Annotated in this window: 21 protein-coding genes and 1 riboswitch; of the genes, 10 read left to right on the forward strand and 11 right to left on the reverse strand. The window is 72.2% G+C overall.

Annotated elements, in window-relative coordinates:
- The first annotated feature begins 113 nt into the window (after positions 1–113).
- The 3 genes from PSH03_RS01585 (at position 114) to PSH03_RS01595 (ending at position 4,533) form a co-directional block, all read left to right on the forward strand.
- Positions 114–1,031: an SDR family NAD(P)-dependent oxidoreductase gene (locus PSH03_RS01585; protein WP_210784074.1), complete on the forward strand. Its 918-nt coding sequence runs from the start codon at positions 114–116 to the stop codon at positions 1,029–1,031.
- 122 nt (positions 1,032–1,153) lie between these two features.
- Positions 1,154–2,356, forward strand: coding sequence for a low temperature requirement protein A (locus PSH03_RS01590; protein ID WP_238688030.1), 1,203 nt, complete (start codon positions 1,154–1,156; stop codon positions 2,354–2,356).
- Positions 2,357–2,364: 8 nt separating this feature from the next.
- Positions 2,365–4,533, forward strand: coding sequence for a hypothetical protein (locus PSH03_RS01595; protein WP_238688031.1), 2,169 nt, complete (start codon positions 2,365–2,367; stop codon positions 4,531–4,533).
- Positions 4,534–4,576: 43 nt separating this feature from the next.
- Here PSH03_RS01595 and PSH03_RS01600 read toward each other — a convergent pair whose 3' ends face one another.
- From PSH03_RS01600 to PSH03_RS01610, 3 genes are all read right to left on the reverse strand, one after another.
- A complete protein-coding gene (locus PSH03_RS01600; protein ID WP_210784077.1) occupies positions 4,577–4,975 on the reverse strand; it encodes a hypothetical protein in 399 nt (132 codons plus the stop codon).
- Positions 4,972–5,421 (reverse strand): hypothetical protein, encoded by a 450-nt coding sequence (locus PSH03_RS01605; protein WP_210784078.1) that lies wholly within the window; start codon positions 5,419–5,421, stop codon positions 4,972–4,974. The genes PSH03_RS01600 and PSH03_RS01605 overlap by 4 nt, the downstream gene beginning before the upstream one ends.
- Before the next feature lie 367 nt (positions 5,422–5,788).
- Entirely contained in the window at positions 5,789–6,667 is an 879-nt protein-coding gene (locus PSH03_RS01610; protein ID WP_238688032.1) for an alpha/beta fold hydrolase, read from the reverse strand.
- 138 nt (positions 6,668–6,805) lie between these two features.
- Here PSH03_RS01610 and PSH03_RS01615 point away from each other — a divergent pair, with 138 nt between their 5' ends.
- Entirely contained in the window at positions 6,806–10,159 is a 3,354-nt protein-coding gene (locus tag PSH03_RS01615; protein ID WP_238688033.1) for an ATP-binding protein, read from the forward strand.
- A gap of 205 nt (positions 10,160–10,364) precedes the next feature.
- Positions 10,365–11,939, forward strand: a complete 1,575-nt coding sequence (locus PSH03_RS01620; protein ID WP_210784082.1) for a Na+/H+ antiporter — start codon at positions 10,365–10,367, stop codon at positions 11,937–11,939.
- 25 nt (positions 11,940–11,964) lie between these two features.
- Here PSH03_RS01620 and PSH03_RS01625 read toward each other — a convergent pair whose 3' ends face one another.
- The 4 genes from PSH03_RS01625 to PSH03_RS01640 form a co-directional block, all read right to left on the reverse strand.
- Positions 11,965–12,708, reverse strand: coding sequence for an amino acid ABC transporter ATP-binding protein (locus tag PSH03_RS01625; protein WP_238688034.1), 744 nt, complete (start codon positions 12,706–12,708; stop codon positions 11,965–11,967).
- Entirely contained in the window at positions 12,705–13,478 is a 774-nt protein-coding gene (locus PSH03_RS01630) for an amino acid ABC transporter permease (RefSeq protein WP_238688035.1), read from the reverse strand. The genes PSH03_RS01625 and PSH03_RS01630 overlap by 4 nt, the downstream gene beginning before the upstream one ends.
- 39 nt (positions 13,479–13,517) lie before the next feature.
- Entirely contained in the window at positions 13,518–14,414 is an 897-nt protein-coding gene (locus tag PSH03_RS01635; protein WP_210784085.1) for an ABC transporter substrate-binding protein, read from the reverse strand.
- 99 nt (positions 14,415–14,513) lie between these two features.
- Positions 14,514–14,651 carry a hypothetical protein gene (locus PSH03_RS01640; RefSeq protein WP_210784086.1) on the reverse strand — a complete coding sequence of 46 codons (138 nt, stop codon included), beginning with the start codon at positions 14,649–14,651 and terminating at the stop codon, positions 14,514–14,516.
- A 32-nt stretch (positions 14,652–14,683) separates the two neighbouring features.
- Positions 14,684–14,795, reverse strand: a riboswitch (SAM riboswitch).
- 230 nt (positions 14,796–15,025) lie between these two features.
- Between PSH03_RS01640 and corA the strand changes: the two genes are divergently transcribed.
- Positions 15,026–16,156: a magnesium/cobalt transporter CorA gene (corA, locus tag PSH03_RS01645; RefSeq protein ID WP_210784087.1), complete on the forward strand. Its 1,131-nt coding sequence runs from the start codon at positions 15,026–15,028 to the stop codon at positions 16,154–16,156.
- Positions 16,157–16,171: 15 nt separating this feature from the next.
- Here the strand turns inward: corA and PSH03_RS01650 are convergent, their stop codons facing one another.
- Together PSH03_RS01650 and PSH03_RS01655 are read right to left on the reverse strand one after the other, a co-directional pair.
- On the reverse strand, positions 16,172–16,357 hold the full coding sequence (locus PSH03_RS01650) for a hypothetical protein (RefSeq protein ID WP_210784088.1): 186 nt from the start codon (positions 16,355–16,357) through the stop codon (positions 16,172–16,174).
- Between the two features lie 208 nt (positions 16,358–16,565).
- Positions 16,566–17,081, reverse strand: coding sequence for a 2'-5' RNA ligase family protein (locus tag PSH03_RS01655; RefSeq protein WP_210784089.1), 516 nt, complete (start codon positions 17,079–17,081; stop codon positions 16,566–16,568).
- A gap of 78 nt (positions 17,082–17,159) precedes the next feature.
- Between PSH03_RS01655 and PSH03_RS01660 the strand changes: the two genes are divergently transcribed.
- Positions 17,160–17,669, forward strand: coding sequence for a mycothiol transferase (locus PSH03_RS01660; RefSeq protein WP_238688036.1), 510 nt, complete (start codon positions 17,160–17,162; stop codon positions 17,667–17,669).
- A gap of 9 nt (positions 17,670–17,678) precedes the next feature.
- Here PSH03_RS01660 and PSH03_RS01665 read toward each other — a convergent pair whose 3' ends face one another.
- Positions 17,679–18,725, reverse strand: a complete 1,047-nt coding sequence (locus PSH03_RS01665) for an NAD(P)-dependent alcohol dehydrogenase (protein ID WP_238688037.1) — start codon at positions 18,723–18,725, stop codon at positions 17,679–17,681.
- 196 nt (positions 18,726–18,921) lie between these two features.
- On the opposite strand from PSH03_RS01665, the gene PSH03_RS01670 reads away from it, so the two are divergent.
- Together PSH03_RS01670 and PSH03_RS01675 are read left to right on the forward strand one after the other, a co-directional pair.
- A complete protein-coding gene (locus tag PSH03_RS01670) occupies positions 18,922–19,365 on the forward strand; it encodes an SCP2 sterol-binding domain-containing protein (RefSeq protein WP_210784092.1) in 444 nt (147 codons plus the stop codon).
- Positions 19,362–21,419, forward strand: coding sequence for an amylo-alpha-1,6-glucosidase (locus tag PSH03_RS01675; protein ID WP_238688038.1), 2,058 nt, complete (start codon positions 19,362–19,364; stop codon positions 21,417–21,419). The genes PSH03_RS01670 and PSH03_RS01675 overlap by 4 nt, the downstream gene beginning before the upstream one ends.
- Positions 21,420–21,469: 50 nt before the next feature.
- Here the strand turns inward: PSH03_RS01675 and PSH03_RS01680 are convergent, their stop codons facing one another.
- Positions 21,470–21,973 (reverse strand): DinB family protein, encoded by a 504-nt coding sequence (locus PSH03_RS01680; protein WP_238688039.1) that lies wholly within the window; start codon positions 21,971–21,973, stop codon positions 21,470–21,472.
- A 133-nt stretch (positions 21,974–22,106) separates the two neighbouring features.
- Here PSH03_RS01680 and PSH03_RS01685 point away from each other — a divergent pair, with 133 nt between their 5' ends.
- A complete protein-coding gene (locus tag PSH03_RS01685) occupies positions 22,107–23,012 on the forward strand; it encodes a DUF72 domain-containing protein (protein ID WP_238688040.1) in 906 nt (301 codons plus the stop codon).
- Positions 23,013–23,043 lie beyond the last annotated feature (31 nt).

Raw genomic sequence — 23,043 nt, forward strand, 5'->3', positions numbered from 1 at the left:
GCCACCGACCGCCCAGCCTGGTCCTGCCACTACCAGGAAAAACAGGGAACCGGCTAGCGCCTGCCACCGGGGTGACAGTGTCGGAGTAAGCGTGATCGAGAGACGGGACAGCAATGGCAGAGCGCATCACGACCCCCTTCGGTTTCGCCTCGACCGCCGACGAGGTCATCGCCGGGGTGGACCTGAGCGGCAAGCGGGCCATCATCACCGGCGGCGCCGCCGGCATCGGCATCGAGACGGCCCGTTCGCTCGCCGCCGCCGGCGCCGAGGTCGTGCTCGGGGTCCGCCGGGTCGCGGCGGGTGAGCAGGCCGCCGCCGACATCGCGGCCGGCATCGGCGCGCAGCGGGTCACCGTCCGCGAGCTGGACCTCGCCGACCAGACGTCGGTACGCCAGTTCGTCGCCGGCTGGGACCAGCCGCTGCACATCCTTGTCAACAACGCGGGGATCATGGCGCTGCCCGAGTTGGAGCGCACCGCCGAGGGCTGGGAGATGCAGTTCGCCACCAACTTCATGGGGCACTTCGCGTTGACCGTCGGCCTGCACGACGCCCTCGCCGCGGCCGGCGGCGCCCGGGTGGTGTCGGTCAGCTCCAGCGGCAACCTCTTCTCCCCGGTCATCTTCGACGACCTGCACTTCGCGTTCCGGCCCTACGACCCGCTGCTGGCCTACGGGCAGTCCAAGAGCGCCGAGGCCCTGCTCGCCGTGGAAGCCACCCGCCGCTGGGCCGACCAGGGGATCTACTCCAACGCGCTGAACCCGGGCGCGATCGCCACCGGGTTGCAGAAGCACACCGGCGGGCTCAAGTCGCCGAAGGAAATGCACAAGACCCCGCAACAGGGCGCCGCGACCTCGGTGCTGCTCGCGGCATCCCCGTTGCTCGACGGCGTCGGCGGTCGCTACTTCGAGGACTGCGCCGAGGCTCCGGTCGTCACCGAGCGGCCCGCCGACTACAGCGGCGTGGCCGCGTATGCGGTCGACCCGGGCAACGCCGAGCGGCTCTGGACCGTGGCGTCCGACCTGATCTCCTAGCGCGGCGTCACCGCTGGCCGCTGACAACGGCGGCCCGGGCTCGGCGGAACCGACCCGGGCCCGGCAGTCCGGGTGGTACGACTGGGGCGGCGGTGGCAGCCGCGGGCCGGGGAAGGATGGCGATGGCGGGCAGGCTTCCGGGACGGCTGCTGCTTCGGCGGGAGAACCCGGGGAAGGCGTCGTTCCTGGAGCTCTTCTTCGACCTGGCGTTCATCTTCGCGCTGACCCGGTTGTCCCGGGCGCTGCTCGACGACCCCAGCCTCAACGGCGGCTTCGAGGTGCTGCTGATGTTGGCGGCGCTCTGGTGGGTGTGGTTCGTGACCGCCTGGTCGGCGGACTGGTTCGAGCCCCGGGCTCCGCTGATCGTCACCCTGCTGCTCTGGACGATGTTCGGCGGCCTGCTGATGGCCGCGGCCGTACCCACCGTGTTCGACCGGCACGCCATGGTGTTCGCCGTCGCCTACGTGGCCATCCACCTGGGTCGGGCGGCCATCCTGATCCCCGCCCTGCGGGGGCACCCGCTACAGGTGCGCAGCCTGCGGGTGGCGGTCTGGTTCGCGATCTCCGGCGTGCTCTGGGTGGTCGGGGCGGCCGTCGCCCCGGCCCGGGAGGCGCTCTGGGCGGTCGCACTCGTGCTGGAGTACTCCCTGGCCCGGCTGCGCTGGCCGTTCCCGCGGCTCGGGCGCAGCACCTGGCCCGAACTCCAGGTGAACGGCAGACACCTCTCCGAGCGGTACCAACAGATCTTCATCATCGCCCTGGGTGAGCTGATCCTGATCGCCGGCGTCACCTACAGCGGGTCCGGGCTGGACCGGGACAGCACGGTGGCCTTCGCCCTGGCGTTCGTGACCGCGGTGGCCCTCGCCCGGCTCTATCTGGTGCCCGCCGGCGGGCGGCTGGGCGCCAGAATCGAGGCGGAGGGCCCGCCCGGCAGCAAGTTGACGCTGATGGCGGGCTACCTGCACCTCGTCATGATCGCCGGTGTGCTGGCCACCTCGGTGGCCATGGAGATGACGATCGACCATCCGGGAGAACGCGAAACGGGGCAGACGACCGTGGGCGTCATCGGCCCCGCGTTGTTCCTGACCGCCCGGATCCTGCTCGCGGCGGTGGTCGACGGCAGTTGGCCCTGGGCGCGTCTGGTCGGTGTGCCGGCCATCATCGTGGGCGGGCTGGCCACCGTGCGGTCTCCGCAACTGGTCAACAGCGCAGTCGTCGCCGGGGTGCTGGTGCTGATCGTCCTGTTCGACGCGATGCCGGGACTGCGGCGGTTCATCCGCCACTCCGGGAAGAGCGACCCAGTCAACCAGCGGCGACCCGGATAGCTCCGCCGATGCCTGAGGGAAGACCGCAGCGCAGCGACCAACCGCGACGACACGACGTGGTGGAGTTGCGGGTGCACGGCGTGTCCGGGGCGGACCCGACGGTCATCCTCGACCAGCCGCAGGTCCGGCAGGTCGCCGGCGACGGCAGCGGGGGCTTCCACCGCGCCACCCGGTCGGACGGCGTCGCCCCGGACGAGGTGACCCTGGAGGCGTACCGCTGGGGAGACCTGCCCTCGGGCACCGTCGGCCGTACCCTGGCCATGGTCTTCCTGCTGCCGTTCATGCTCAGCAACGTGGCCGTGTGGATGCGCCCCACCGGCCGCCGCCGCGCCGCCGCGGTCAGCGTGCTGTGTCGGCTCCTCGCGCTCAACCTCACAGTGCTGTACGTGGTGTCCATCGCCGGAGTCGCCCTCGACCTGCTCGCCTGGCAGTGTCTCGGCGCGGCCCGCTGCCGCCCGCCCTTCGACACCATGTCCGGGCTCGACGGCCGGCACGTCGGGCAGCGCCTGGCCGTGCTGGCGTTACTGCCGATCGCCGCCATAGCGGTCCTGCGCCTCCTCGGCACCCGTCGGTCCGGCCCGGCCGACAACCCACTGTGGGCCGTGGAGCCCCTGGTGCACCGGCTGCGCGCGATCCACGTGGCCGCCGCCCTCGCCGTACTCGATGTCGTGCTGCTCACGGCCCGTCGCGCCGGCGGCGCGACGTTCTCCACGACGCTGCTGCTGGCGCTCAGCGTGGCGGTGTTGCTGACCTGCGTCGGTCTGCTCGCCGCTCCGGGACTGATCGACCGGGCGGCGACCGCGCTAACGGCCACCTGGACCGCCCGCACGGCGGGCGTCGTGGCGGCCGTCCTGAGCGTGGCGACCCTCGCCACCGTGGCGAGCGACCGGCGCGACTGGTCGTCGGCGACGGGGCTTCCCGGCTACGGCGGGCTCGCGGGTGTGGCGCTGTTCGGCCAGATGACGTTGCTGGTGTTGCTCAGCGCGGTGGTGCTGTGGCAGCGCGGTCGGGTGGGCGGCCGGTCCGCGCTGCCGGGTGGCCTGGGTGCGGCGGTCCTCGCCGCCCTCGCGGTCGGCCTGACCGGCGCGCTCTCCGCCGGCCTCGTCTACCAGACGGGGGAGCTGCTCGGTGGCTACCGCGGTGACGATGGGCCACCGTCGCCGTACCGCTGGACGCTGCTGGCCTTCTTCATGCACGTGGTCGCGGCGGTGCTGCTGTGTGGCGCGTTGTCAGTGGTGTCGCTGCGGCGCCGGCGGCGTGCGGCGGCGGCGATCACCACCAGTGACTTCCCGGTCGTGCCGCCGGAGGCGGTCGGCCGGCTGCGGCTGGCAACGAAGGCCGTCGCCCGGGCGCGGTTCACCGAGTGGTTGGGTCTGCTGGCCGCCACGTACGCGGCGCTCGCGGTGGTCGGACTGGCCACGAGTCTGGTGGGGCGTACCGGGCGCGAACCGGAGGAGTTGACCCGGCAACTGCTCGGGCTGCCGGCCGACGCCGTCCAGATGGGGCTCAGCGGGGGCAGCTACCTTCTCGCCGCGCTGCTGCTCACGCTCTTGACCGGCGGCGTGTTCGCCTATCGGACCGCGTGGTTCCGCCGGCACGTCGGCATCCTGTGGGACCTGGGCACCTTCTGGCCCCGGGCCGCGCACCCGTTCGCACCACCGAGCTACGCCGACCGCGCGGTGCCGGAACTGGCCGACCGGATCAGCCAACTGACCGAACGGCACGTCGGGGTGTTGCTCTGCGGGCACAGCCACGGGTCCGCGCTGCTCGCTCTCGCGGTGCTGCGGCTGCCCCCGCGCGTACGTCAACGGGTCGCGCTGCTCACCTACGGGTCACCGCTGGATCGCCTGTACGCCCGGCTCTTTCCGGCCTATCTCAACGAGGAGGTGCTGCGTGAGGTGGGGGAGCGGGTCGAGTGGCGGTGGCTCAACCTCTGGCGGGACACCGACCCGGTCGGCGGCTGGATCTTCGCCGCGCACCGCCCCGGCGATCCGCCCCCGGACCCGGCCGATCCGGCGGGCCAGGTCGACCGGCGGTTGCGGGACCCAGCGAACCTGCTGCCGGCGCCGGGGGAGCGGTCTGCGCCGCCGCTGCGGGGCCACCATCCGGGCGAGACCGACCCCGAGTTCCGGGCGGCGGTGCGCGAACTCGCCGAACGCCTTCGTGGCGCTGGCTGAGCCCGCCGGCCAGGGGCCGGGCGGTGCGGGGACGCCACTGCGGTCAACGGTCCATCCCGGGAATCCGGTCGGACTCCGCCACCGTCGCTCGGACCTTGCGCAGCGTGGCGTCGGGGGCACGAATCGCGGCGCGCCAGCGGTCCAGCGTCCGAGTGAGCACCCGGACCACGAACTGCAACTGGTTGACCTGCTCGCGGAGCATGCCCAGCTCGGACCGGGCGCTGAACGCCTCGCCCTCCAACTGGGTGATCCGCGTCTGCAACGGCTGCACGAGCGTGAGGGCGGCCTCGGTGAGCGTGTCGGCGGCATCGGCCTTGAACTTGCCGCGCTGCACCACGACGGTGGCGATGGCGGCCAGGCCGGTGCCTCCGCCGAGGATGCCGAGCACGCTGAGCGCCACCTGCACCCAATGCGGTGCAGCCGGCGCGGGTGCGGTAATCACGTGACACCTGCCTGCAACTGTTCGTAGGTCACAAATTCACACGCTCGGGCCAGGCGACGCAGGTCGATGGCGATCTGCGCGGCCCGCCAGAGCGACCCGACCGTCACCGCCATCACGAACGACGTGGCGACGATGGAATTTCGACCCGACATGGTCAACAGGGCCACCACGTACATGCCGGTGAGCGTGCCGAGCACCAGCACCGACGCGAGTTCGAGGCCGAGCCCGGTGGAGAGCCGGCCGGGCCAGAGGATGCCCAGTAGTCCACCCACGCCCACCGCGACCAGACCCAACTCCCAGGCGACCTGGATGGGATTCGGCATCGACGTCTGTACTGACGTCGGCCGGACGTCGAGGGCCATCATCAGAATGCCGCAGAGCGGTGCAGCGGCCAGGACAGCGATCTCGTACGGCTGGTGGCGGGATCGGATTCGTAGGTTTCCCACGGCAACTCCTTGGTCGAGGACCGGCGTCCGGCAGCGCCCGGTGGACCAGTGCCGTTCGGTGGGTCGCGACTGTCGAGCTGCGGTCCGTGCGGCGAAGCCCAGTGGTGCGTTGCCTGTGGACGGCCGTTGGGCGAGAAGATGAAGCGACTCGACGTCGTTGGCTGCCGGTATCTGCCTGTGTATCACCGATGACCGGTTGCCGTCCACCTCGCGTAACGTCGCATTACCGCAGGTCAGGGCCCATTGCTGGGCGGTTCTCGAGGCATGGGGCGGGTGGAACGCGGCGACCCGGCCGCAGGGCCACCCGGTGACGAGAAGTGTCGGATATCTTGCCCAGGGTGACAGCGGTGGCCGGGTCGCCGATCGATCAACGGACGAGCAGGGCGCGCAACGCCCGGAGCACCTCCGCCGGGGCCTCCTCCGCCATGAAGTGTCCGCAGGTGACCGTCTGGTGGTCCAGGTCCGGCGCCCAGGCCCGCCACACCGCCGCCGCGTCGTAGCCCAGCGCCGCGCCCCAGTCCTGCTGGAGCACCGTCACCGGCATCCGCAGCCGGTTGCCGGCCGTCCGGTCGGCGGCGTCGTGGGTCACGTCGATCCCGGCGGACGCCCGATAGTCGGCGACGATCGAGGGAACGGCATCGCGGGACGCGCGCAGGTACGCGGCCCGCACCTCCGCCGGCAGGGCGCTCGGATCACGGGTCCAGACGTCCAGGAAGTGACCGAAGAACGCGTCCGGGCTGCCGGCGATCAGCTCTTCGGGCAGGCCGGGCGGCTGCGCCATCAGATAGAGGTGAAACGCCACGGCGGCGCTGGCGCCGTGCAGCACGTCCCACATGTCCAGGGTGGGTAGCACGTCGAGCAGGGCCAGCTGACTGATCGCCGCCGGGTGGTCGAGGCCGGCGCGGAACGCGACCAGGGCGCCCCGGTCGTGCCCGGCCAACGCGAACCGATCGTGACCGAGCGCGCCGGCCAGCGTCACGATGTCGGCGGCCATTGTGCGCTTGGCGTACCCGGTGCCGTCGGTGTCGAGGGGCTTGTCGCTGTCGCCGTAGCCGCGCAGGTCGGGGCAGATGACCGTGTGGTCGGCGGCCAGATCGGCGGCGACGTGCCGCCACATGAGGTGGGTCTGCGGAAAGCCGTGCAGCAGCACGATCGCCGGCCCGGAGCCGCCCACGGCGGCGTTGAGCGTCACCCCGTCGGCGACGGTGACGCGTCGGTAGGCGAATCCGTTGATCTTGGGGTCCACGGGGAACCTTCCTGGTGAGCAGTGCTGGCGGGGGCGGTGGCCCGTCGCCGTCGTACCTCACCGAGCCTGCCCGGAGGTGATCAGCAGCCGGTCAGCGTCGGATCAGTGCCGGCCGGGCCGCGGGCCTAGATTGGTGCCATGACCAGGCAGCTGACGGCGCCCGTCGCGGTGACCTTCGGCGTACTCGGGCCGGTGACCGCCGCGACCGAGCGCGGCCCGGTCCCGCTGCGGGGACACCGGCAGCGCCTGGTGCTGGGCCGGCTGTTGATCGCCCACGGTCGGGTGGTGCCGGTGGATCGCCTCGTCGACGACCTGTGGGAGGTAGCGCCGGACGGCGCGGTGGGTGCGATCCGGACCTTCGTCGCCGACCTGCGCCGGGCCCTGGAGCCCGATCGACCACCCCGCCAGCCACCCCGGATCCTGGTCACCGAGCCGCCCGGGTACGCGCTGAAGGCCGCCCCGGACGCCGTGGACGCAGGACAGTTCGAGGCTGCTGTCGGCGAGGCGGCCCGGCTGCTGGTGGCCGGGCGTCCCGCGCCGGCCCTGGCCGCGCTGGAGGCGGCGCTCGGGCTCTGGCGCGGGCCCGCGTACGCCGACTGCGCCAACGAGTCCTGGGCGGTCGCGGAGATCAACCGGCTGGACGAGCTGCGGATGCTCGCCGTCGAGCGACGGGCCGAGGCGCTCCTGGCGGTGGGCCGACCGGACGACGCCGCCGCGGACCTACCGGCACACCTGACCAGCCATCCGCTGCGCGAGGACGCCTGGCGGCTGCTCGCGACGGCCCGGTACCGCGCCGGCCGGCAGGGCGACGCGCTGGCCGCACTGCGGGAGGCCCGTCACGTCCTGGTGACCGAGCTGGGCGTGGACCCGGGGCCCGAGCTGCGACAGTTGGAAGCCGACATCCTGGCCCAGGCACCGCACCTCGCCCCGGCCCTCGGACGGGCCGTCACCCCCGGCCTCGGGGAAACCGTACGACCCGTCCAGGCGGAGCAGCGCCCGTTCGTCGGCCGCGACGCGGAGCTGGAACGGCTGCGGCGAGCCGCCGAGGCCGCGTCCCGGCACCGCCAGCCCACGCTCGCCCTGCTCAGCGGCGACCCGGGTGCCGGCAAGACGGCGCTGGCCGAGGCCCTGACCCGTCGACTCGCCGCCGAGGGCTGGACCACGGCGTGGGGACACAGCCCGGAGTACGAGGGCGCCCCGCCAGCGTGGCCGTGGACCCAGATCACCGACACGCTCGCCGGGCCCCCCGCCCCCGCCGCCGGCGCCGCCGACCCGGAAGATGGTTCGACTGGCGGTGCGGTCGACCCCGCCACCGGGCGGTTCCGTCGCCACCGCGCCGTGGCCTCGCTGATCGCGGCGGTCGCCGACCGGGAGCCGGTCCTGCTGGTCCTCGACGACCTGCACCGCGCCGACGGTGACACCCTGGACCTGCTGACCGCGCTGCTCACCGGCCCACAGCCGGCCAGCGGGCCGGTGCTGATCCTCGCCACCTACCGGGCCACCGAGATCAGCCCGGAGCTGACCGCCACCCTGGCCCGCGCCGCCGGGCTGGAGCCGGTCCGGGAGTATCTCGCCGGCCTGCCCGCGTCGGCGACCGGCGAGCTGGCCGGCGCCATCGTCGGGGCGGAACTGGACCCGGCCACCGCCCGGTCGATCCACCAGCGCAGCGGCGGTAACCCGTTCTTCGTCCGCGAGCTGGCCCAGCTGTACGCGAGCACGGGGCAGGCGGGGTTGGCCGCCGTGCCGCCCGGGGTCCGCGACGTGATCCGGCACCGGTTGGCGCAGCTACCCGCCTCGACCCGTACCGTGCTGCGGCAGGCGGCAGTGCTCGGCCGGGACCTCGACCCGGACGTGCTGGGCGTGTTGGCCGGTGACCCGACGACAGCGCTGGACGCCGTGGACCGCGCACTGGCGGCCGGGTTCCTCACCGAACGGGAGTCCGACGGGCGGCTGCGCTTCACCCACATCCTGGTCCGCGACACGCTCTACGCCGACCTGTCCGCGCCGCGCCGCGCCGCCTGGCACGCGGCCGTCGCCGAGGTGCTGCGACAGCGGGAACCCGTCGAGCCGGCGGCTCTCGCGTACCACCTGCTGCGCGCCGGCGGGCCGGTCCACGCCGCCGAGGCGTCGACGTACGCCCAGGTGGCGGCCGAGCGGGCCGAACGGGGCGGCAACCCCCACGAGGCGGCCCGCCTGTGGGGCCAGGCGATCGAGGCGTCCGACCGCGCCGGCGGGGTCGCGCCGCGTGGGCGGGTGACCGCGCTGCTCGGCCTGGGACGAGCGCTGGCCGTGACGGGCCGGCTGGCCGAGGCGCGGCTACGGCGTGCCGAGGCGATCACCGTCGCCGAGTCCACCGGCGACCCCCTCCTGATCCAGGAGGCCCTGGCTGGCTTCGACGTGCCCGCCAGTTGGACGCGCAACGACGACGATTTGCTCTCCGGGCACATCGTCCGAGCCGCCGAACACGCCCTGACCGCCCTCGGCCCGGTCGGCTCGGCGCAGCGCAGCCGGCTGCTGAGTACCCTCGCGCTGGAGCTGCGCGGCACCACCACCGATCGTGGCCGCCGCGCCGCCGCCGAGGCCGAGACGATCGCCCGCGACATCGGCGATCCCGGGCTGTTGGCCTTCGCGCTCAACGCCCGCTTCATGCACGCCTTCCACAGCGTGGGTCTGGCCGACGCGCGGGCCCGGATCGGCCTCGAACTGGTCGACCTGGCTGCCCGGCACCACCTGGTGACCTTCGAGGTGCTCGGCCACCTCGTCCTGGTCCAGGCCAACTGTGCGCTGGCCGACCGGCCCGCCGCCGACGAGCACGCCCGCGCCGCCGACCGCCTCGCCGAACGGTACGAGCTGCCGTTGGTCGGTGTCTTCACCCGGTGGTACGCCGCGCTGCGGCTGGCCCTCGACGGTCAGTCGGACGCGGCGGCGCAGGCGTACCGCTCGGCTGCCGACCGGGTGAGCGCCGACGGCATGCCGGGGCTGACCCAGGGGTTGCTCCCGCTGGCCCTGCTCGGCCTGCGACTGGCCGACACCGTCAGCAACGACTCACTGGTAGGTGACGCCCGGCGGGTCCCCGGTGGGCAACCGATTCCCGGGCCGGACGACGAGGACTGGGCGCGGCTGGACTGGGGCCCGCACGAGCCCTGGGTCCGACCACTGCTGCTCGCCGCCGCCGGCGACCGCAGTGCCACCCGGGCGGCGCTGCGGGCCCTGCCGGACGGGCCGCACGACCTGCTGCGGGAGGTGCGGCTCTGCCTCACCGCTCGGGCGGCGCTCGCCATCGGCGACCGGCCGACCATGGAACGCGTCGCCGCCGCGCTCCGCCCGGCCGCCGCCGAACTGGCAGCCGGCAGCGGGGTGATCACCATCGGTCCGGTGGCCGGGCACCTCGCGGATCTGGCCGCTGCGCTGGGCCGCGACGAGGAAGCCGCCGCGTACCGCCGTACCGCCCGGGTGCTCACCGCACGTGTCCGCGGCGACGACCCAACCTGAGCGCCGTCGGGCGCACGGCGGAACCACGACCCATGCGGAGAGGTATCGCGTAGCTCTCCGGTTCCCCTTCTGGTGCCACACGACACTGCCCCCGCGCTCGGGCTGCCCAGCGACTTGCCGGTTTCCGCCGGAACGAACCGGCCGGTGCGGTCAGATGGAACCACCGGCGCGTCCACCGTCGGCCATGGTCCGAGGGGGTGTACGCGTGGAGGCGCTCATCCTGATCGTGGTGCTCGGCGTCACCGTCCTCGTCGGCACCACCCTCGGCGGCCGGTACCGGGTCGCCCCGCCGGTCCTGCTCATCGCGTTGGGCGTACTGCTCGGGCTCACGCCGCCGCTGTCCGAGGTCACCCTGGAACCCGACCTGGTCCTGCTGATCTTTCTGCCGGCGATCCTGTACCGGGAGAGCCTCACCATCAGCCTGCGCGAGATCCGGGCCAACCTGCCGGTGATCGGGCTGCTCGCCGTGGTGCTGGTGGTGCTCACCATGGTCACTGTGTCGTTCGCCGCGCAGGCGCTCGGCGTGAACCCCGCCGCCGCCTGGGTGCTCGGCGCGGTCCTCGCGCCGACCGACGCCGCCGCGGTCACCGGCCTGGCCAAGCGGCTGCCCCGGAAGCTGCTCACCACCCTGCACGCGGAGAGCCTGATCAACGACGGCACCGCGCTGGTGGTCTTCGCGGTGGCCGTGGCTCTGCTCAGCCACAGCGACGAGCCGGGCGTGCTGGGTGTCGGCGAGGAGTTCGTCGGCGCCAGCGTCGGCGGCGTGGTCGCCGGTCTGCTGGTGGGGGCCGCCGTGGTGCTGATCCGCAAGCGGCTCGACGATCCGCTGCGCGAGGGCGCACTCAGCGTGCTGACCCCGTTCGGCGCCTTCCTGCTCGCCGACTCTGTGCACGCCAGCGGTGTGCTGGCGGTGGTGGTCGCCGGCCTGGTGCTGGCCTACGCCGGCCCACGGGTGATCCGCGCCCGGTCCCGGGTGCTGGCGTACGCGTTCTGGGACCTGACCACGTTCCTGATCAACGGCGGGTTGTTCGTCCTGCTCGGCACGCAGATTCCCCGGTCGGTGCGGAGCATCACCAGCACCTCGCCCGGGCGGGCTCTGGTGATCGTGCTGGTGGTCACCCTGGTCGTGATCGGCACCCGGCTGCTCTTCATCTACCTGACCGCGCAGTCGGCGCGGCTGCGGCGCCGCCGGATGGTGGACCCGAGCCAGGGACCGTCCGCCTGGCGGGTGGGGACCGTCGCGGGCTGGTCCGGTTTCCGGGGCGCGGTGTCGTTGGCCGCCGCCCTGGCCGTCCCGACGGTGATGGTCGATGGTCAACCGGTGGTCGAACGCGATCTGATCATCTTCGTCACCGCGCTGGTGATCGTGCTGATCATGCTGCTTCAGGGCACCACCCTGCCGTTGGTGGTGCGCTGGGCCGGGCTGAGCGGCGACCCGCAACGCGTCGACGAGGCCCGCAACGCCCGGCGGCGGGCCACCGAGGTGGGCCTGGCCGCTCTTCCCCAGGTCGCCGCGGAGATCGGTGCCCAGGATGAATCGGTGCGCCGGCTGGAGGCCGAGTACCGGCGGCATCTGGAGGACCTCGACGAGAGCTGTGGGAACACCGCCGAGGAGCGCCGGCTGGAACGCCGACTGCGCCTCGGCGTCCTCGCCCACAAGAGGCGGGAGGTCACCCGGCTGCGCGACAACCGGGAGATCGACGACCTGGTGCTCCAGGAACTCCAGGCCGCGTTGGACAACGAGGAGATCCGGCTGCTGGGGCGCGGACCCAACGAGTGATCGTCGGCGGCCGTCCGACCAGGGCTCAGAGCACCTGGTCGAGGAACCGGCGAAGCCGCGGATGCTCGGCCCGCTCGAAGACCGCCTCGGGTGGGCCGGCCTCCAGCACCACCCCCCGGTCCATGAAGGCGACCGTGTCGGCGACCTGCCGGGCGAAGCCCATCTCGTGGGTCACCACCACCATGGTCATGCCGGCGGCGGACAGGTCGGCCATCACCCCGAGGACGCCCTTGACCAACTCCGGGTCGAGCGCCGAGGTGGCCTCGTCGAAGAGCATCACCTCGGGCCGCAGCGCCAGCGCGCGGGCGATCGCCACCCGCTGCTGTTGACCGCCGGAAAGCTGCGCCGGCCGGGAGTTCGCCTTGCCGGCCAGCCCCACCAACTCCAACTGGGCCCGGGCGACGCTCTCCGCCTCGTCCGCACCGAGCTTGCGCAGCCGGCGCAGCGCCAGCGTGACGTTGCGCAGCACGCTCATGTGCGGGAAGAGGTTGAACTGCTGGAACACCATGCCCACCCGCTGCCGCAGCGCGTCCGGGTCGTCGCCCAGCACGCTGCGCCCGTCCAGCAGCACGTCGCCCCGGTCCGGTTCGATCAGCCGGTTGATGGTGCGCAGCAGGGTGGACTTGCCCGACCCGGACGGCCCGATGACGCAGGCCGTCGCGCCCCGGGGCACCGAGAGGTCGACGCCGCGCAGCACCCGGTTCGGCCCGAAGGCGAGGTGCACGTCGCGTACGTCGAGGCTGACCGAGGTCGTCGTGGTGGCGGTCATCGCCGATCTCCTTCCGTCGCGGCGTACGACGTGACGTCGTCGTCCTCTTCGGTCGACGCGGTGGCCGGCCGGCCGTTGCGCAGCCGCCTGTCGATCCAGTTGACGACGTGCGTCAGCGGGACGGTCAACGCCAGGTAGCAGAGCCCCGCCAGCAGCAGGGCCGACTCGTTGCCGGTGGTGGCCGCGTAGTCCTGCCCGATCCGGAACAGCTCCCGCTGGCTGGCCACCAGGCCGAGGAAGTAGACAAGGCTGGAGTCCTTGATCAGCGCGATGAGCTGGTTCACCCAGGCCGGCAACACCCGCCGGATGCCCTGCGGAATGATCACCAGCCGCATCGCGTCGGCCCAGGAGAAGCCGAGCGCCCGGGCGCCCTCCAACTGGGCGGCCTCCACGGACTGGATGCCCGAGCGGAAGATCTCCCCGATGTACGCGGCGGCGATGAGCGACAGCGCCAGGATGCCCAACGGGTAGGGATCGGGCCCCCAGACCTGCATGCCCAGCGGGGCCAGCCCGACGCCGATCAGCAGGATCGTCGCCGCGGCCGGCAGCCCTCGGAACACGTCGGTGTAGACCCGCGCCGGCCAGCGCAGCCAGCGGCTGCGGGAGATCCCGGCGACGGCCAGCAGCAGGCCCAGCACCGAGCCGAGCAGGGCGGCGGAGACCGCCAGGATCAGCGTGTTGGGCAACCCGACGGTCAGCATCTCGGGCAGCGCCTCGCGCATGGCGTCCCAGTCGAAGAAGGTCTCCCACAGGGTGCTCAACGGATCCATCGGTCGCTCCTCCTACCGCCCCGCTCGCTCGTCACCGGTTCAGGACGCGGTCGACGCGGACGCCGACGGACCCGTCGGCACAGCCGACACCGACGCGGACGGGGCCTTCACAGTGCCGCTGCCCGGCGTGAAGTCCGCCGGGATCGGCCGGCCCGGGTAGTACTGCGCCTGCAACCTGCTCCAGGTGCCATCGGCGATGACCTCGTCGAGGCCCTTGTTCAGCGCCTCGCGCAGCTTGTCGTTGCCCTTGGCCACGGCGTACGCGGTCGGTGCCGGGCTGAGCTGCTTGGCCGCCACGGTGATCTTGCCGTTGCTGTCGGTGGCCGACTTCTCGCCGATCTCCGCCGGGGCGATCCAGGCGTCGGCGGTGCCGGCCTTGAGCTGGTTGATCGCACCGTTGTAGTCGGGCACCCGCACCGGGTCGAGCTGCTTGCCGGTGGCGTAGTCGTCCTGGACGGTGCCCTGCACCACCACTACCCGCTTGCCGGCGAGCTGGTCGAAACCGGTGATCGGCGAGCCGGCCGGGACGTCCAGGCCGAAGTAGCCGAAGTCGTAGCCGTCGCCGAAGTCGACTGTCTTCTTGCGGGCCTCGGTGATGGTGATCGAGGAGCTGCCCACGTCGAACTTGCGGTTGTTGACCTGGCTGAGCAGCGCGGAGAAGTCGGTGCCGACGAACTCGACAGTGAGGCCGAGCTTGCCGGCCACGGCGGTCAGCAGGTCATTGTCGAAGCCGGTGAACTTGCCGTCCTTGAGGTACACGTTCGGCGGCGCGTCGGTCAGCGTTCCGGCGCGCAGCACACCCGCCTGGGCCAGGCCGTACGGGTTGGCGGTGGCGTCGGACGAGCTGTCGTCGCCGCAGGCGGTCAGGGCGGTGGCGGCCAGGATCGTGGCCGCGCCCAGGGCGGCGGCGCGGGTCAGGGCAGGAAGGAATCGCACTGGTGTCTCCGAAGGGTGGTGTCTCGGCGCGCACGGACGTGCGCCACCGACGGCGCGCCCGATGGGCGTACCGGTGGAAAGGAGCTTGGGAAGAGGGTGCTAGAGCGCGATGCCGCGACAGGCGGCGCTGCACATTCGCATCATGTCCACGTGCCGTCGCCGGATCAGTGCGGGCGAGGGTCGACCGGTGCGGGAGTCCGCGACGTCGGTCGGTGGGGTGGTGCTGAGGATGCGCATGGTTCTCCCGGGTCTGTGCTGACCTGGGTGCCAGGCCACGCTTGCACCGACGTCCTGCCGGTGCCTGGTCTTCACCCGGGGCACCCCACCGCGGAGGAGGGTTGCCGGCCAGCGAGCCGGGGCTTCGCGCTGGCGCTCATGACCTGCGCCGAGGCTAACAGCAGGAACGGGTGGATCGTCCAGTCGATATGACCACGCTCACGGTGCTCGCGTCCCCCGTCATCCCGCCCACGGTCACCGTGGGTATCCGCCCGACCGGTCGCCCCGTCCGCCGGTGTGGAACCCAGCCGACGCCACTGCCGGTTTCAGGGCAGAGGACACGGGGAAGCAGCGCCCCGGGCTGGCTGGAACGGCACCGGGGGAGGGGACAGGGCATGGTCGGCGGCCGTCGCTTCCGCCCGGGTGGTGGCTTCGGCCGCCAACTCGACGAGTACGAGACGAGGGTCGGTGTGGCGCCGTCCGCGGAGTCGCCCGCCGCGTCCCACGGCGGCCTGGTGGACAGCGCGGTCTACATCCGGGGGCACCGGTTCGCCTCGCCGTCCGGCCTCGCCGAGACGTACCGCTGCCTCCAGGAGCAGGACGGCGCGATGGCCTGGATCGGGTTGTACCGGCCCGACATCGAGCAGATCACCTCGCTGGCCCGGGAGTTTCGGCTGCACGACCTGGCGGTCGAGGACGCGATCAACGCCCACCAGCGGCCCAAGCTGGAGCGGTATGGGCACACCCTGTTCGTGGTGCTGCGCGCCGCCCGCTACGACGACCTCCGGGAGGAGGTCGAGTTCTCCGAGCTGCACCTGTTCATCGGCCCGGGCTTCGTGGTCACCGTCCGACACGGTGAGGCGCCCGACCTGGCCGCGGTGCGGCGGCGACTGGAGACCGAGGCGCAGATGCTCGCCCGGGGGCCGGAGGCGGTCCTGTACGCGATCCTCGACCAGGTCGTCGACGGGTACGCGCCGGTGGTGGCCGGACTGGAGAACGACATCGACGAGATCGAGACCCAGGTGTTCGGTGGCGACCCGAACGCCAGCCGCCGCATCTACGGGCTCAGCCGTGAGGTCATCCAGTTCCAGCGGGCAGCCCGCCCGCTGCTCAGCGTGCTGGACGCGCTGGCCGACGGCGCCGGCAGCGCCAGCGCCGACGAGGAGCTGCGCCGCTACCTGCGCGACGTGACCGACCACCTGACCCAGGTGGTGGAGCGGGTGGACGGTTTCCGGCACCTGTTGCAGAACATCCTCACCGTCAACGCCACCCTCGTCTCGCAGCAGCAGAACGAGGAGATGCGCAGCCTCACCGCGGCCAGCTACAGCCAGAACGAGGAGCTGAAGAAGGTGTCCTCCTGGGCGGCGATCCTCTTCGCTCCCACGCTCATCGGCACCGTGTACGGCATGAACTTCGTCCACATGCCGGAGCTGAACTGGCGCTTCGGCTACCTCTTCGCGCTGCTGTTGATGCTGCTGGTCTGCGGCACCCTCTACGTGATCTTCAAGCGGCGCGGCTGGCTCTGAGCCGCGCGGCCGGGATCACTCGATGCCGCGCAGGATGTGCCGTTCGTCCTCGACGTCGTCGTCGCCGGCACCGATCCGGCCGAGCAGTACGGCGGCCGCCCAGATCGTCAGTGGCGTGGCCGCCCCGGTCATTCCGCCGCCGGTCCGGTCGTCCCGGGTCTGCCTCCGCTCCGTGCGCGGTGGCCTGCGCTGAGCCTGCATGGGCCCTGCCTCTCCTCGTCGAAGCCGCCGTGGGTGGCGCGGGGTGACCTCGCGCCACACCGGCTGGTGGACCGCCTGTGAGCAGCACACCACCGGTACGACAGCCACTCGAACCTTCCCACGCCCGGCCGTATCCGCACCGCTTGTTTTCGGGTTTCCGACTGTCGCCCGCCAAACCGGACATTACGCCTTGACGGTCGAGGCGCGGTCAAGGCAGCGGGTGGGCGATGCCACGCGCGTGGTCGGTGAGCGCCGCGCCGACCACTGTCGCGGCCAGCGGCAACACCTCCAGACAGCGGCGCACCGCGGCGGCCATCAGCGTGTTCGGCACCCGCATGGACAGCGTGCAGTGCGGCACCCACCGCCCCGGCTGGTAGTGCTCGGCGAGGGCGATGCCGGCGCCGGCGAGCCGGTCGTGCACCAGCCGGTGGTGTGCCAGCAACTCCGGGGTGGGCACCGGGCCGAGCCAGAGCACCCGACCGACGAACTGACCGGCGTGCTGGAAGTCGAGCCGCAGCGGGGCGGCCACCACCGTCCCCTGCAGCGCCTCGGCGACCTGCTCCCTGTCGAAACGGGGCGCCACCATGAGCGAGACGTGCGGACGGTGGCGCTGCTCCAGCAGCGAGCGCATGCTCTGCACCCCCTCGGCCTCCAGCGCGTCCCAGAGCACCCGGATCCGGCGGGTGGCGTCCGGGTCCAGGTACAACTCCACCGCGGCGACCATTCGATCACCGTAGCGGCCGAGGTTTGCCCACCCCGGTCCGGCGGTACCTGTTCGGAAACCGACCAGGAAGGCGTACCCGTGGACGTGAGTGAGCTGCTGACCGAGGCGTACGACAGGCTGCCCGACCTCGTCCGCGCGGCCGTCGACGGCCTCCGCCCCGAGCAACTGCGCCACCAGCCCGGGCCGGGCGCCAACTCGGTCGGCTGGCTGGTCTGGCACCTCACCCGGGTGCAGGACCACCACGTCGCCGACCTGCTCGACGCCGAGCAGATCTGGGTGAGCGACGACTGGGCGGGTCGGTTCGGGCTCGCCGCCGACCCCGACAACACCGGCTACGGGCACTCGCCCGCCCAGGTCGCCGCGGTGCGGCCGGAGAGCGCCCAGGCGCTGATCGACTACTACCAGACGGTCGCGGCGCGTACCGGACGCTTCCTGGCCGGCCTGGGCCCGGCGGACCTGGACCGCGTGGTCGACGAGGCGTGGGACCCGCCGGTCACCCTCGGCGTCCGGTTGGTCAGCATCGTCGACGACGACCTGCAACACGTGGGCCAGGCCGCCTACGTCCGCGGCCTCATCCAGGCCGACTGAACGCCGGGGTCACGGCACGATCACTGCCCGGCCGTCCAGGGTCCCGTCGCGCAACTGGCGGTACGCGTCCAGGGCGTCTTCCAGCGCGAAGGTGGTGGTCTTCGGACGGACCAGGCCCCGGGCGCCCAGGTCGAGTACCTCCACCAGCTCGGGGCGGCTGCCCCAGTAGGTGGTCGCGATACTCACCTCGTAGGGCACGGAGAAGAACGACACTCCCACGGTGCCGCCGCCGATCCCCACGATGGTCAGGTCGCCCACGGTGCGGGCCGCCGCCACGCCGAGCGCCAGGGTGGCGTCCGTGCCGACGAAGTCCAGCACCACGTCGGCGCCGCGGCCTTCGGTGGCGTCCCGGATCTCCTCGGCGGCGGTCGGTCCGGGGGCCACGGTGCGTTCGGCGCCGCATTCCTCGGCCAGCCGCAGCGCCTCAGCTCGGGTGTCGACGGCGATCACGCGCGCGGCGGTGGTGGCCTTGAGAATCTGCACACCCACATGCCCCAACCCGCCGACCCCGATCACCACTGCCGTGCTGCCCGGCGGCAGTTTCGGCCAGCTGCGCCGGATCGCGTGGTAGGGGGTGAGCCCCGCGTCGGTCAGCGGTGCCGCATCCACCGGATCCAGTCCCTCCGGAAGGGGCACGAGGTGCCGCGCGTCCGGGACCAGCTCGAACTCGGCCATGCCGCCGTCCAGTCCGAGCCCGCCGCCGCCGCTGGGCACCGGCGCTGCGGACGGGTTCTCGCAGTACGGGTCGACTCCGACCCGGCATCGAGCGCAGGTGCCGCAGCCCCAGGGGCCGAAGACGGCGACCGGTTGGCCGACGGACAAGCCGGTCACCCCATCGCCGAGGGCGTGCACCCAGCCGGCGTTCTCGTGCCCGAGGGTGAACGGTGGGCTCCAGGGCATCGTCCCGGGCTCGAACTCGTCCATCAGATGCAGGTCGGAATGGCAGGCGCCGGCACCGCCGATCCGGACCACCACCTGACCTGGCCCCGGCGTCGGGTCGGGAACCTCGACGAACTCCGGTTCCGACTTCCACTCCCGCAACCGCAGCGCTCGCATACCGGTGCTCCCGTCCGTCTCGGCCGAACCGTGGGCTGCCCACCTCATCCCAGAGCAAGCCGAACCGTGGGCTGCCCACCTCATCCCAGAGCAAACGGGCTGACACCACGGTGGATCTGGCACCTCACCTGTTTCGGGTGAGCCGGGGTCACCCCGACGCGGGTGATCCTGCGGGAAACCGTGGGGAGGGGACCCGATGGGCGCGACGGCGGAGCAGTACCTGCGACAGCTGGACACCGGTCGGCGGCCCGACCTGCCGGAGACCACGGCGGGGACCCTGCGGCTGGACGTCCGCGACGACGGCAGCACCGATCACTGGTACCTGACCATCGCCGACCAACAGGTCCGGGTGACCCGCTCGGCCGACGACGCCGAGCTGGTGGTGCGGGCCGATCGGCCGGTCTTCGACCGGATGGCCCGCGGCGAGCTGCACCCGGGCGCGGGCCTGTTGCGCAACGAGCTGACCGTGCACGGCAACATGCGACTGCTGATGCTGCTGCGGCGGATCTTCTCCGGGCCGGACGGCGCCCGTCACCCGCATGAGCTGGGCCGAGCCGCGCTGGCTGGCCGGGCCGCGACGACCGCTCGGAACGAGACGACCGCTCGGAATGAGACGACTGCTCGGAATGAGCGGCCGTGAAGCAGGAACTGGTGCACGTCATCGCCGGCAACCTGTTCGCGATCAGCGACGCCCAGGGCGACATCGAGGTCGACCCGCAGACCCCGGTCGGACTCTTCGCGTACGACACCCGGTTCTTGTCCCACTGGGTGCTCAGGATCGACGGTGAGCGGATCAACGCACTCGCCCGCGACGACCTCACGTACTTCGAGACCCGGTTCTTCCTGGTCCCCGGTGCGGCGAGCCACTACGTCGACGCCGACATGTCGATCATCAGGCACCGCTCGGTGCACGACTGCTTCCACGAGAACATCACAGTGCTCAACCACTCGTCGCAGCCCGCCGAGTACACCGTCCGGGTGGAGATTGCCAGTGACTTCACCGACATCGTCGAGGTCGGGCAGCTCCGGCAGCGGGCCGTCGAGGTCAGCGCCGACTCGGCGGGCCAGCAGCTCGTGCTGCGCTACCAGCGGGACCGGTTCGTCCGCCAGACCACAGTGCGCAGTACCGTCCCCGCCGAGGTCGACGAGAAGGGAATGACGTTCCGGATCCGGATCGCACCCGAGGGGAAATGGGAGACCGACCTGCACGTCAGCGTGACAATGGGCGGCGAGGAAGGCCGGGATCTCCGCGCCGACCTCCAGTCGCACCAACAGACCGTGCGGACGGGCATGCGTGAGGACCTGGTGCAGTGGCTGGACCGGGCGCCGCAGCTGGTGGCCGAACGCAACGGCCTGGAGGAGCTCTACCGGGGCAGCCTCGCGGACCTGGCGGCACTGCGGTACAAGCCGTTGTCGTACCGCGAGCGGGTGCCGATCGGCGGTCTGCCGTGGGCGATGGGGTTGTTTGGACGGGACGCTCTCATCACCTGCCTCCAGACGATGGCCTTCACCCCCGAACTGGCTCCGGCGACGCTACGGATGCTGGCGCTCATGCAGGGCGGCCAGCTCGACGACGCGCTGGACGAGGAGCCCGGCAAGATCCTCGCCCAGCTCCGGTACGGCGAGACCGGAACGTTCAGCGACCGGGTGAGCGCGCTGTACTACGGCGCGGCGGACACCACCCCGCTCTTCGTCGTGCTGCTCGACGAGTACGAGCGTTGGTCCGGTGACGCCGACCTGGTCCGCGAGCTGCGCCACCCGGCCCGGATGGCGTTGGACTGGATCGACGAGTACGGCGACCTGACCGGGGACGGCTACCTGCGCTACCAGCGCCGCAACGAGCGCGACGGCACGATCAACCAGTGCTGGAAGGACTCCCCGGACGCCATCGTCGACGCCCACGGTCGGCAACCCGCCTTCCCCCGCGCCACCTGCGAGTTGCAGGGCTACGCGTACGACGCGAAGCGGCGTGGCGCCCGGCTGGCCCGGGAGTTCTGGGGCGACCCCGCGTACGCCGACCGGTTGGAACGGGAGGCGGCAGCGCTGAAGGAGCGCTTCAACCGGGATTTCTGGCTGCCACACCGGGAGTACTACGCGTTGGCGCTCGACCCGTACGGCGAACCGGTCGATGCGCTGGCCTCCAACATGGGGCATCTGCTCTGGAGCGGGATCGTCGATGACGACCGTGCGGAGGCGGTCGCCGAGCACCTGGTCGGGCCGCGACTGTTCAGCGGGTGGGGAGTGCGCACGTTCGCCACCGGGCAGCGCACGTACAACCCGGTGGGCGCCCACCTGGGCGCGGTGTGGCCGTCGGACAACGCGCTGATCGCCGCCGGGTTGCGCCGCTACCGCCTCGACGTGCAGGCGGCCCGGGTCGCGGACGGCATCTTCGACATGGCGCAGACGCTCGGTGGCCAGGTGCCGGAGGTGATCGCCGGCTACGAGCGCAGCCTGACGACCTATCCTGTCCGACTGGCGATGAGCTGCCGCCCGCAGGCGTGGTCGTCGGGAGCGTTGCTGATGCTGCTCGGCACCATGCTGGGCCTGCGACCCACCGGCGACAACCTGTTGGTGAACCCGGCGGTGCCGGAGGGGTTCGGTCGGCTGGAGCTGCTGGACATCCCCGGCCGATGGGGGCATTCCGACGCCTATGCGAGAGACCGGACCACCGAACGCCGGCACCGCCTGCGTTGAGGCGGTGCGGCAGCGCTCGGCCCGGCGACGGTCGGCGGTCGGTGTCGGGGTCAGCCCATGGTCTTGGCGCCGTCGATCGACTCGCGCAGGATGTCGGCGTGCCCGGCGTGCTGGGCCGTCTCGGCGATCAGGTGCAGCAGCACCCGGCGGACCGTCCAACTCGCTCCCGGCTCGAACCAGGGCGCCTGCGGCAGCGGGTGTGCCGCGTCCAGGTCGAGGGTGGCGATCAACTCGTCGGTCCGGGCGGCCACCTCCTGGAAGCGCTCGACCAGCCCGGCGAGGGTCTCGTCCGGCAGCATCTGGAACTGACCGACCCAGTCGATCTCCTCGCGGCCCATCGCCTCCGCGCCACCGAGGGCGAAGAGCATCCACCGGTGCTCGACGCCGGACACGTGCTTGACGAGGCCGCCGAGGCAGAGCCCGCTGACGGTGGGGCGGCTGGCCGCCTGCTCGTCGGTGAGCCCGTCGACCGTCTGCAGGAGGAAACCGCGGTGCCTGCGGAGTGTCTGCAGGAGGTCGGTGCGCTCACCGGTGAGCTGCTCAGTGCTGGTCATGCCGCCACCCTTCGTTGATGTCCGCCGGTGCCACCGTAGGGCGAGGCACCGACACTTCCCGGGCGCGACACCTCCTCGACCGAAGACCCGCCAGCGGTTGCCGATCCGCGCCGGTGGCGGTCCACTGAATGACATGGGTGTGATTAAGGTGGGCACGTCGTCCTGGGCGGACCAGTCCCTGCTGCGCTCCGGGTGGTACCCACGCTCGGCCAGCACGCCGGCCCGTCGACTGGGCTTCTACGCCAGCCAGTTCCCGATGGTCGAGGTGGACACGTCCTACTACGCCATCCCGGTCCCGGAGACGACCCAGGGCTGGGTGGACGCCACACCTGACGACTTCACCTTCGACGTCAAGGCGTTCAGCCTCTTCACCGGTCACCCGACACCGGTCGCCGTGCTGCCCCGGGACCTGCGGCCGACCAGCGGCCCGAGCCGGATCCGCCGCCGGGACCTGCCGGAGCCGGCGTACGACGAGCTGTGGACCCGGTTCCGCGCGGCCCTCGACCCGATCGCGGCGGCCGGCAAGCTCGGTGTGGTGATGTTGCAGTTCCCGCCGTGGCTGGTGCGCAGCCCCGCGGCCGAACGCCGGATCGTCGAGCTGGCGCAGCGCTGCCGCCCGTGGCGGGTCGGGGTGGAGTTGCGGCACGGCTCCTGGTTGGACGACGACGCCGCGGCGGACACTCTGGATCTGCTACGCGCCCACGACCTGTCAGTGGTCTGCGTCGACATGCCACAGGGGCATCCGTCGTCGGTGCCGCCGATCCTGACCATGACGGCGGAGCCGGCGATCGTCCGGTTCCACGGTCACAGCGACGCCTGGGGCGGGGGTGACAAGCAGGAGAAGTTCCGGTACGCGTACGCCGAGGACGAGCTGCGGCCCTGGGCCGGACGGCTGGCCGAGTTCGCTGATCTCCCCGATGAGCTGCACGTGCTGTTCAACAACTGCTGCGCCGGGCAGGCCCAGCGCGACGCGACCCGGCTGGCGCAGCTGCTCGCCGAGACGCTGGTCGTCGAGCAGGCCGTCCCGGCGACCGGCTGATCTCCGCACCGGCCGCCCGGCCGGGCGCCGG

The sequence above is a fragment of the Micromonospora salmantinae genome, assembly GCF_022230905.1.
Lineage (GTDB): Bacteria > Actinomycetota > Actinomycetes > Mycobacteriales > Micromonosporaceae > Micromonospora > Micromonospora salmantinae.

Excerpts from the sequence above, each read along its gene's own strand:
- PSH03_RS01595 (WP_238688031.1), top strand. The coding sequence starts at position 2,365 with ATGCCTGAGGGAAGACCGCAGCGCAGCGACCAACCGCGACGACACGAC.
- PSH03_RS01630 (WP_238688035.1), bottom strand. The coding sequence starts at position 13,478 with ATGGATCCGTTGAGCACCCTGTGGGAGACCTTCTTCGACTGGGACGCC.
- PSH03_RS01585 (WP_210784074.1), top strand. The coding sequence starts at position 114 with ATGGCAGAGCGCATCACGACCCCCTTCGGTTTCGCCTCGACCGCCGAC.
- PSH03_RS01615 (WP_238688033.1), top strand. The coding sequence starts at position 6,806 with ATGACCAGGCAGCTGACGGCGCCCGTCGCGGTGACCTTCGGCGTACTC.
- PSH03_RS01650 (WP_210784088.1), bottom strand. The coding sequence starts at position 16,357 with ATGCAGGCTCAGCGCAGGCCACCGCGCACGGAGCGGAGGCAGACCCGG.
- PSH03_RS01640 (WP_210784086.1), bottom strand. The coding sequence starts at position 14,651 with ATGCGCATCCTCAGCACCACCCCACCGACCGACGTCGCGGACTCCCGC.
- PSH03_RS01670 (WP_210784092.1), top strand. The coding sequence starts at position 18,922 with ATGGGCGCGACGGCGGAGCAGTACCTGCGACAGCTGGACACCGGTCGG.
- PSH03_RS01680 (WP_238688039.1), bottom strand. The coding sequence starts at position 21,973 with ATGACCAGCACTGAGCAGCTCACCGGTGAGCGCACCGACCTCCTGCAG.
- corA (WP_210784087.1), top strand. The coding sequence starts at position 15,026 with ATGGTCGGCGGCCGTCGCTTCCGCCCGGGTGGTGGCTTCGGCCGCCAA.
- PSH03_RS01685 (WP_238688040.1), top strand. The coding sequence starts at position 22,107 with ATGGGTGTGATTAAGGTGGGCACGTCGTCCTGGGCGGACCAGTCCCTG.
- PSH03_RS01625 (WP_238688034.1), bottom strand. The coding sequence starts at position 12,708 with ATGACCGCCACCACGACGACCTCGGTCAGCCTCGACGTACGCGACGTG.
- PSH03_RS01665 (WP_238688037.1), bottom strand. The coding sequence starts at position 18,725 with ATGCGAGCGCTGCGGTTGCGGGAGTGGAAGTCGGAACCGGAGTTCGTC.
- PSH03_RS01655 (WP_210784089.1), bottom strand. The coding sequence starts at position 17,081 with ATGGTCGCCGCGGTGGAGTTGTACCTGGACCCGGACGCCACCCGCCGG.
- PSH03_RS01590 (WP_238688030.1), top strand. The coding sequence starts at position 1,154 with ATGGCGGGCAGGCTTCCGGGACGGCTGCTGCTTCGGCGGGAGAACCCG.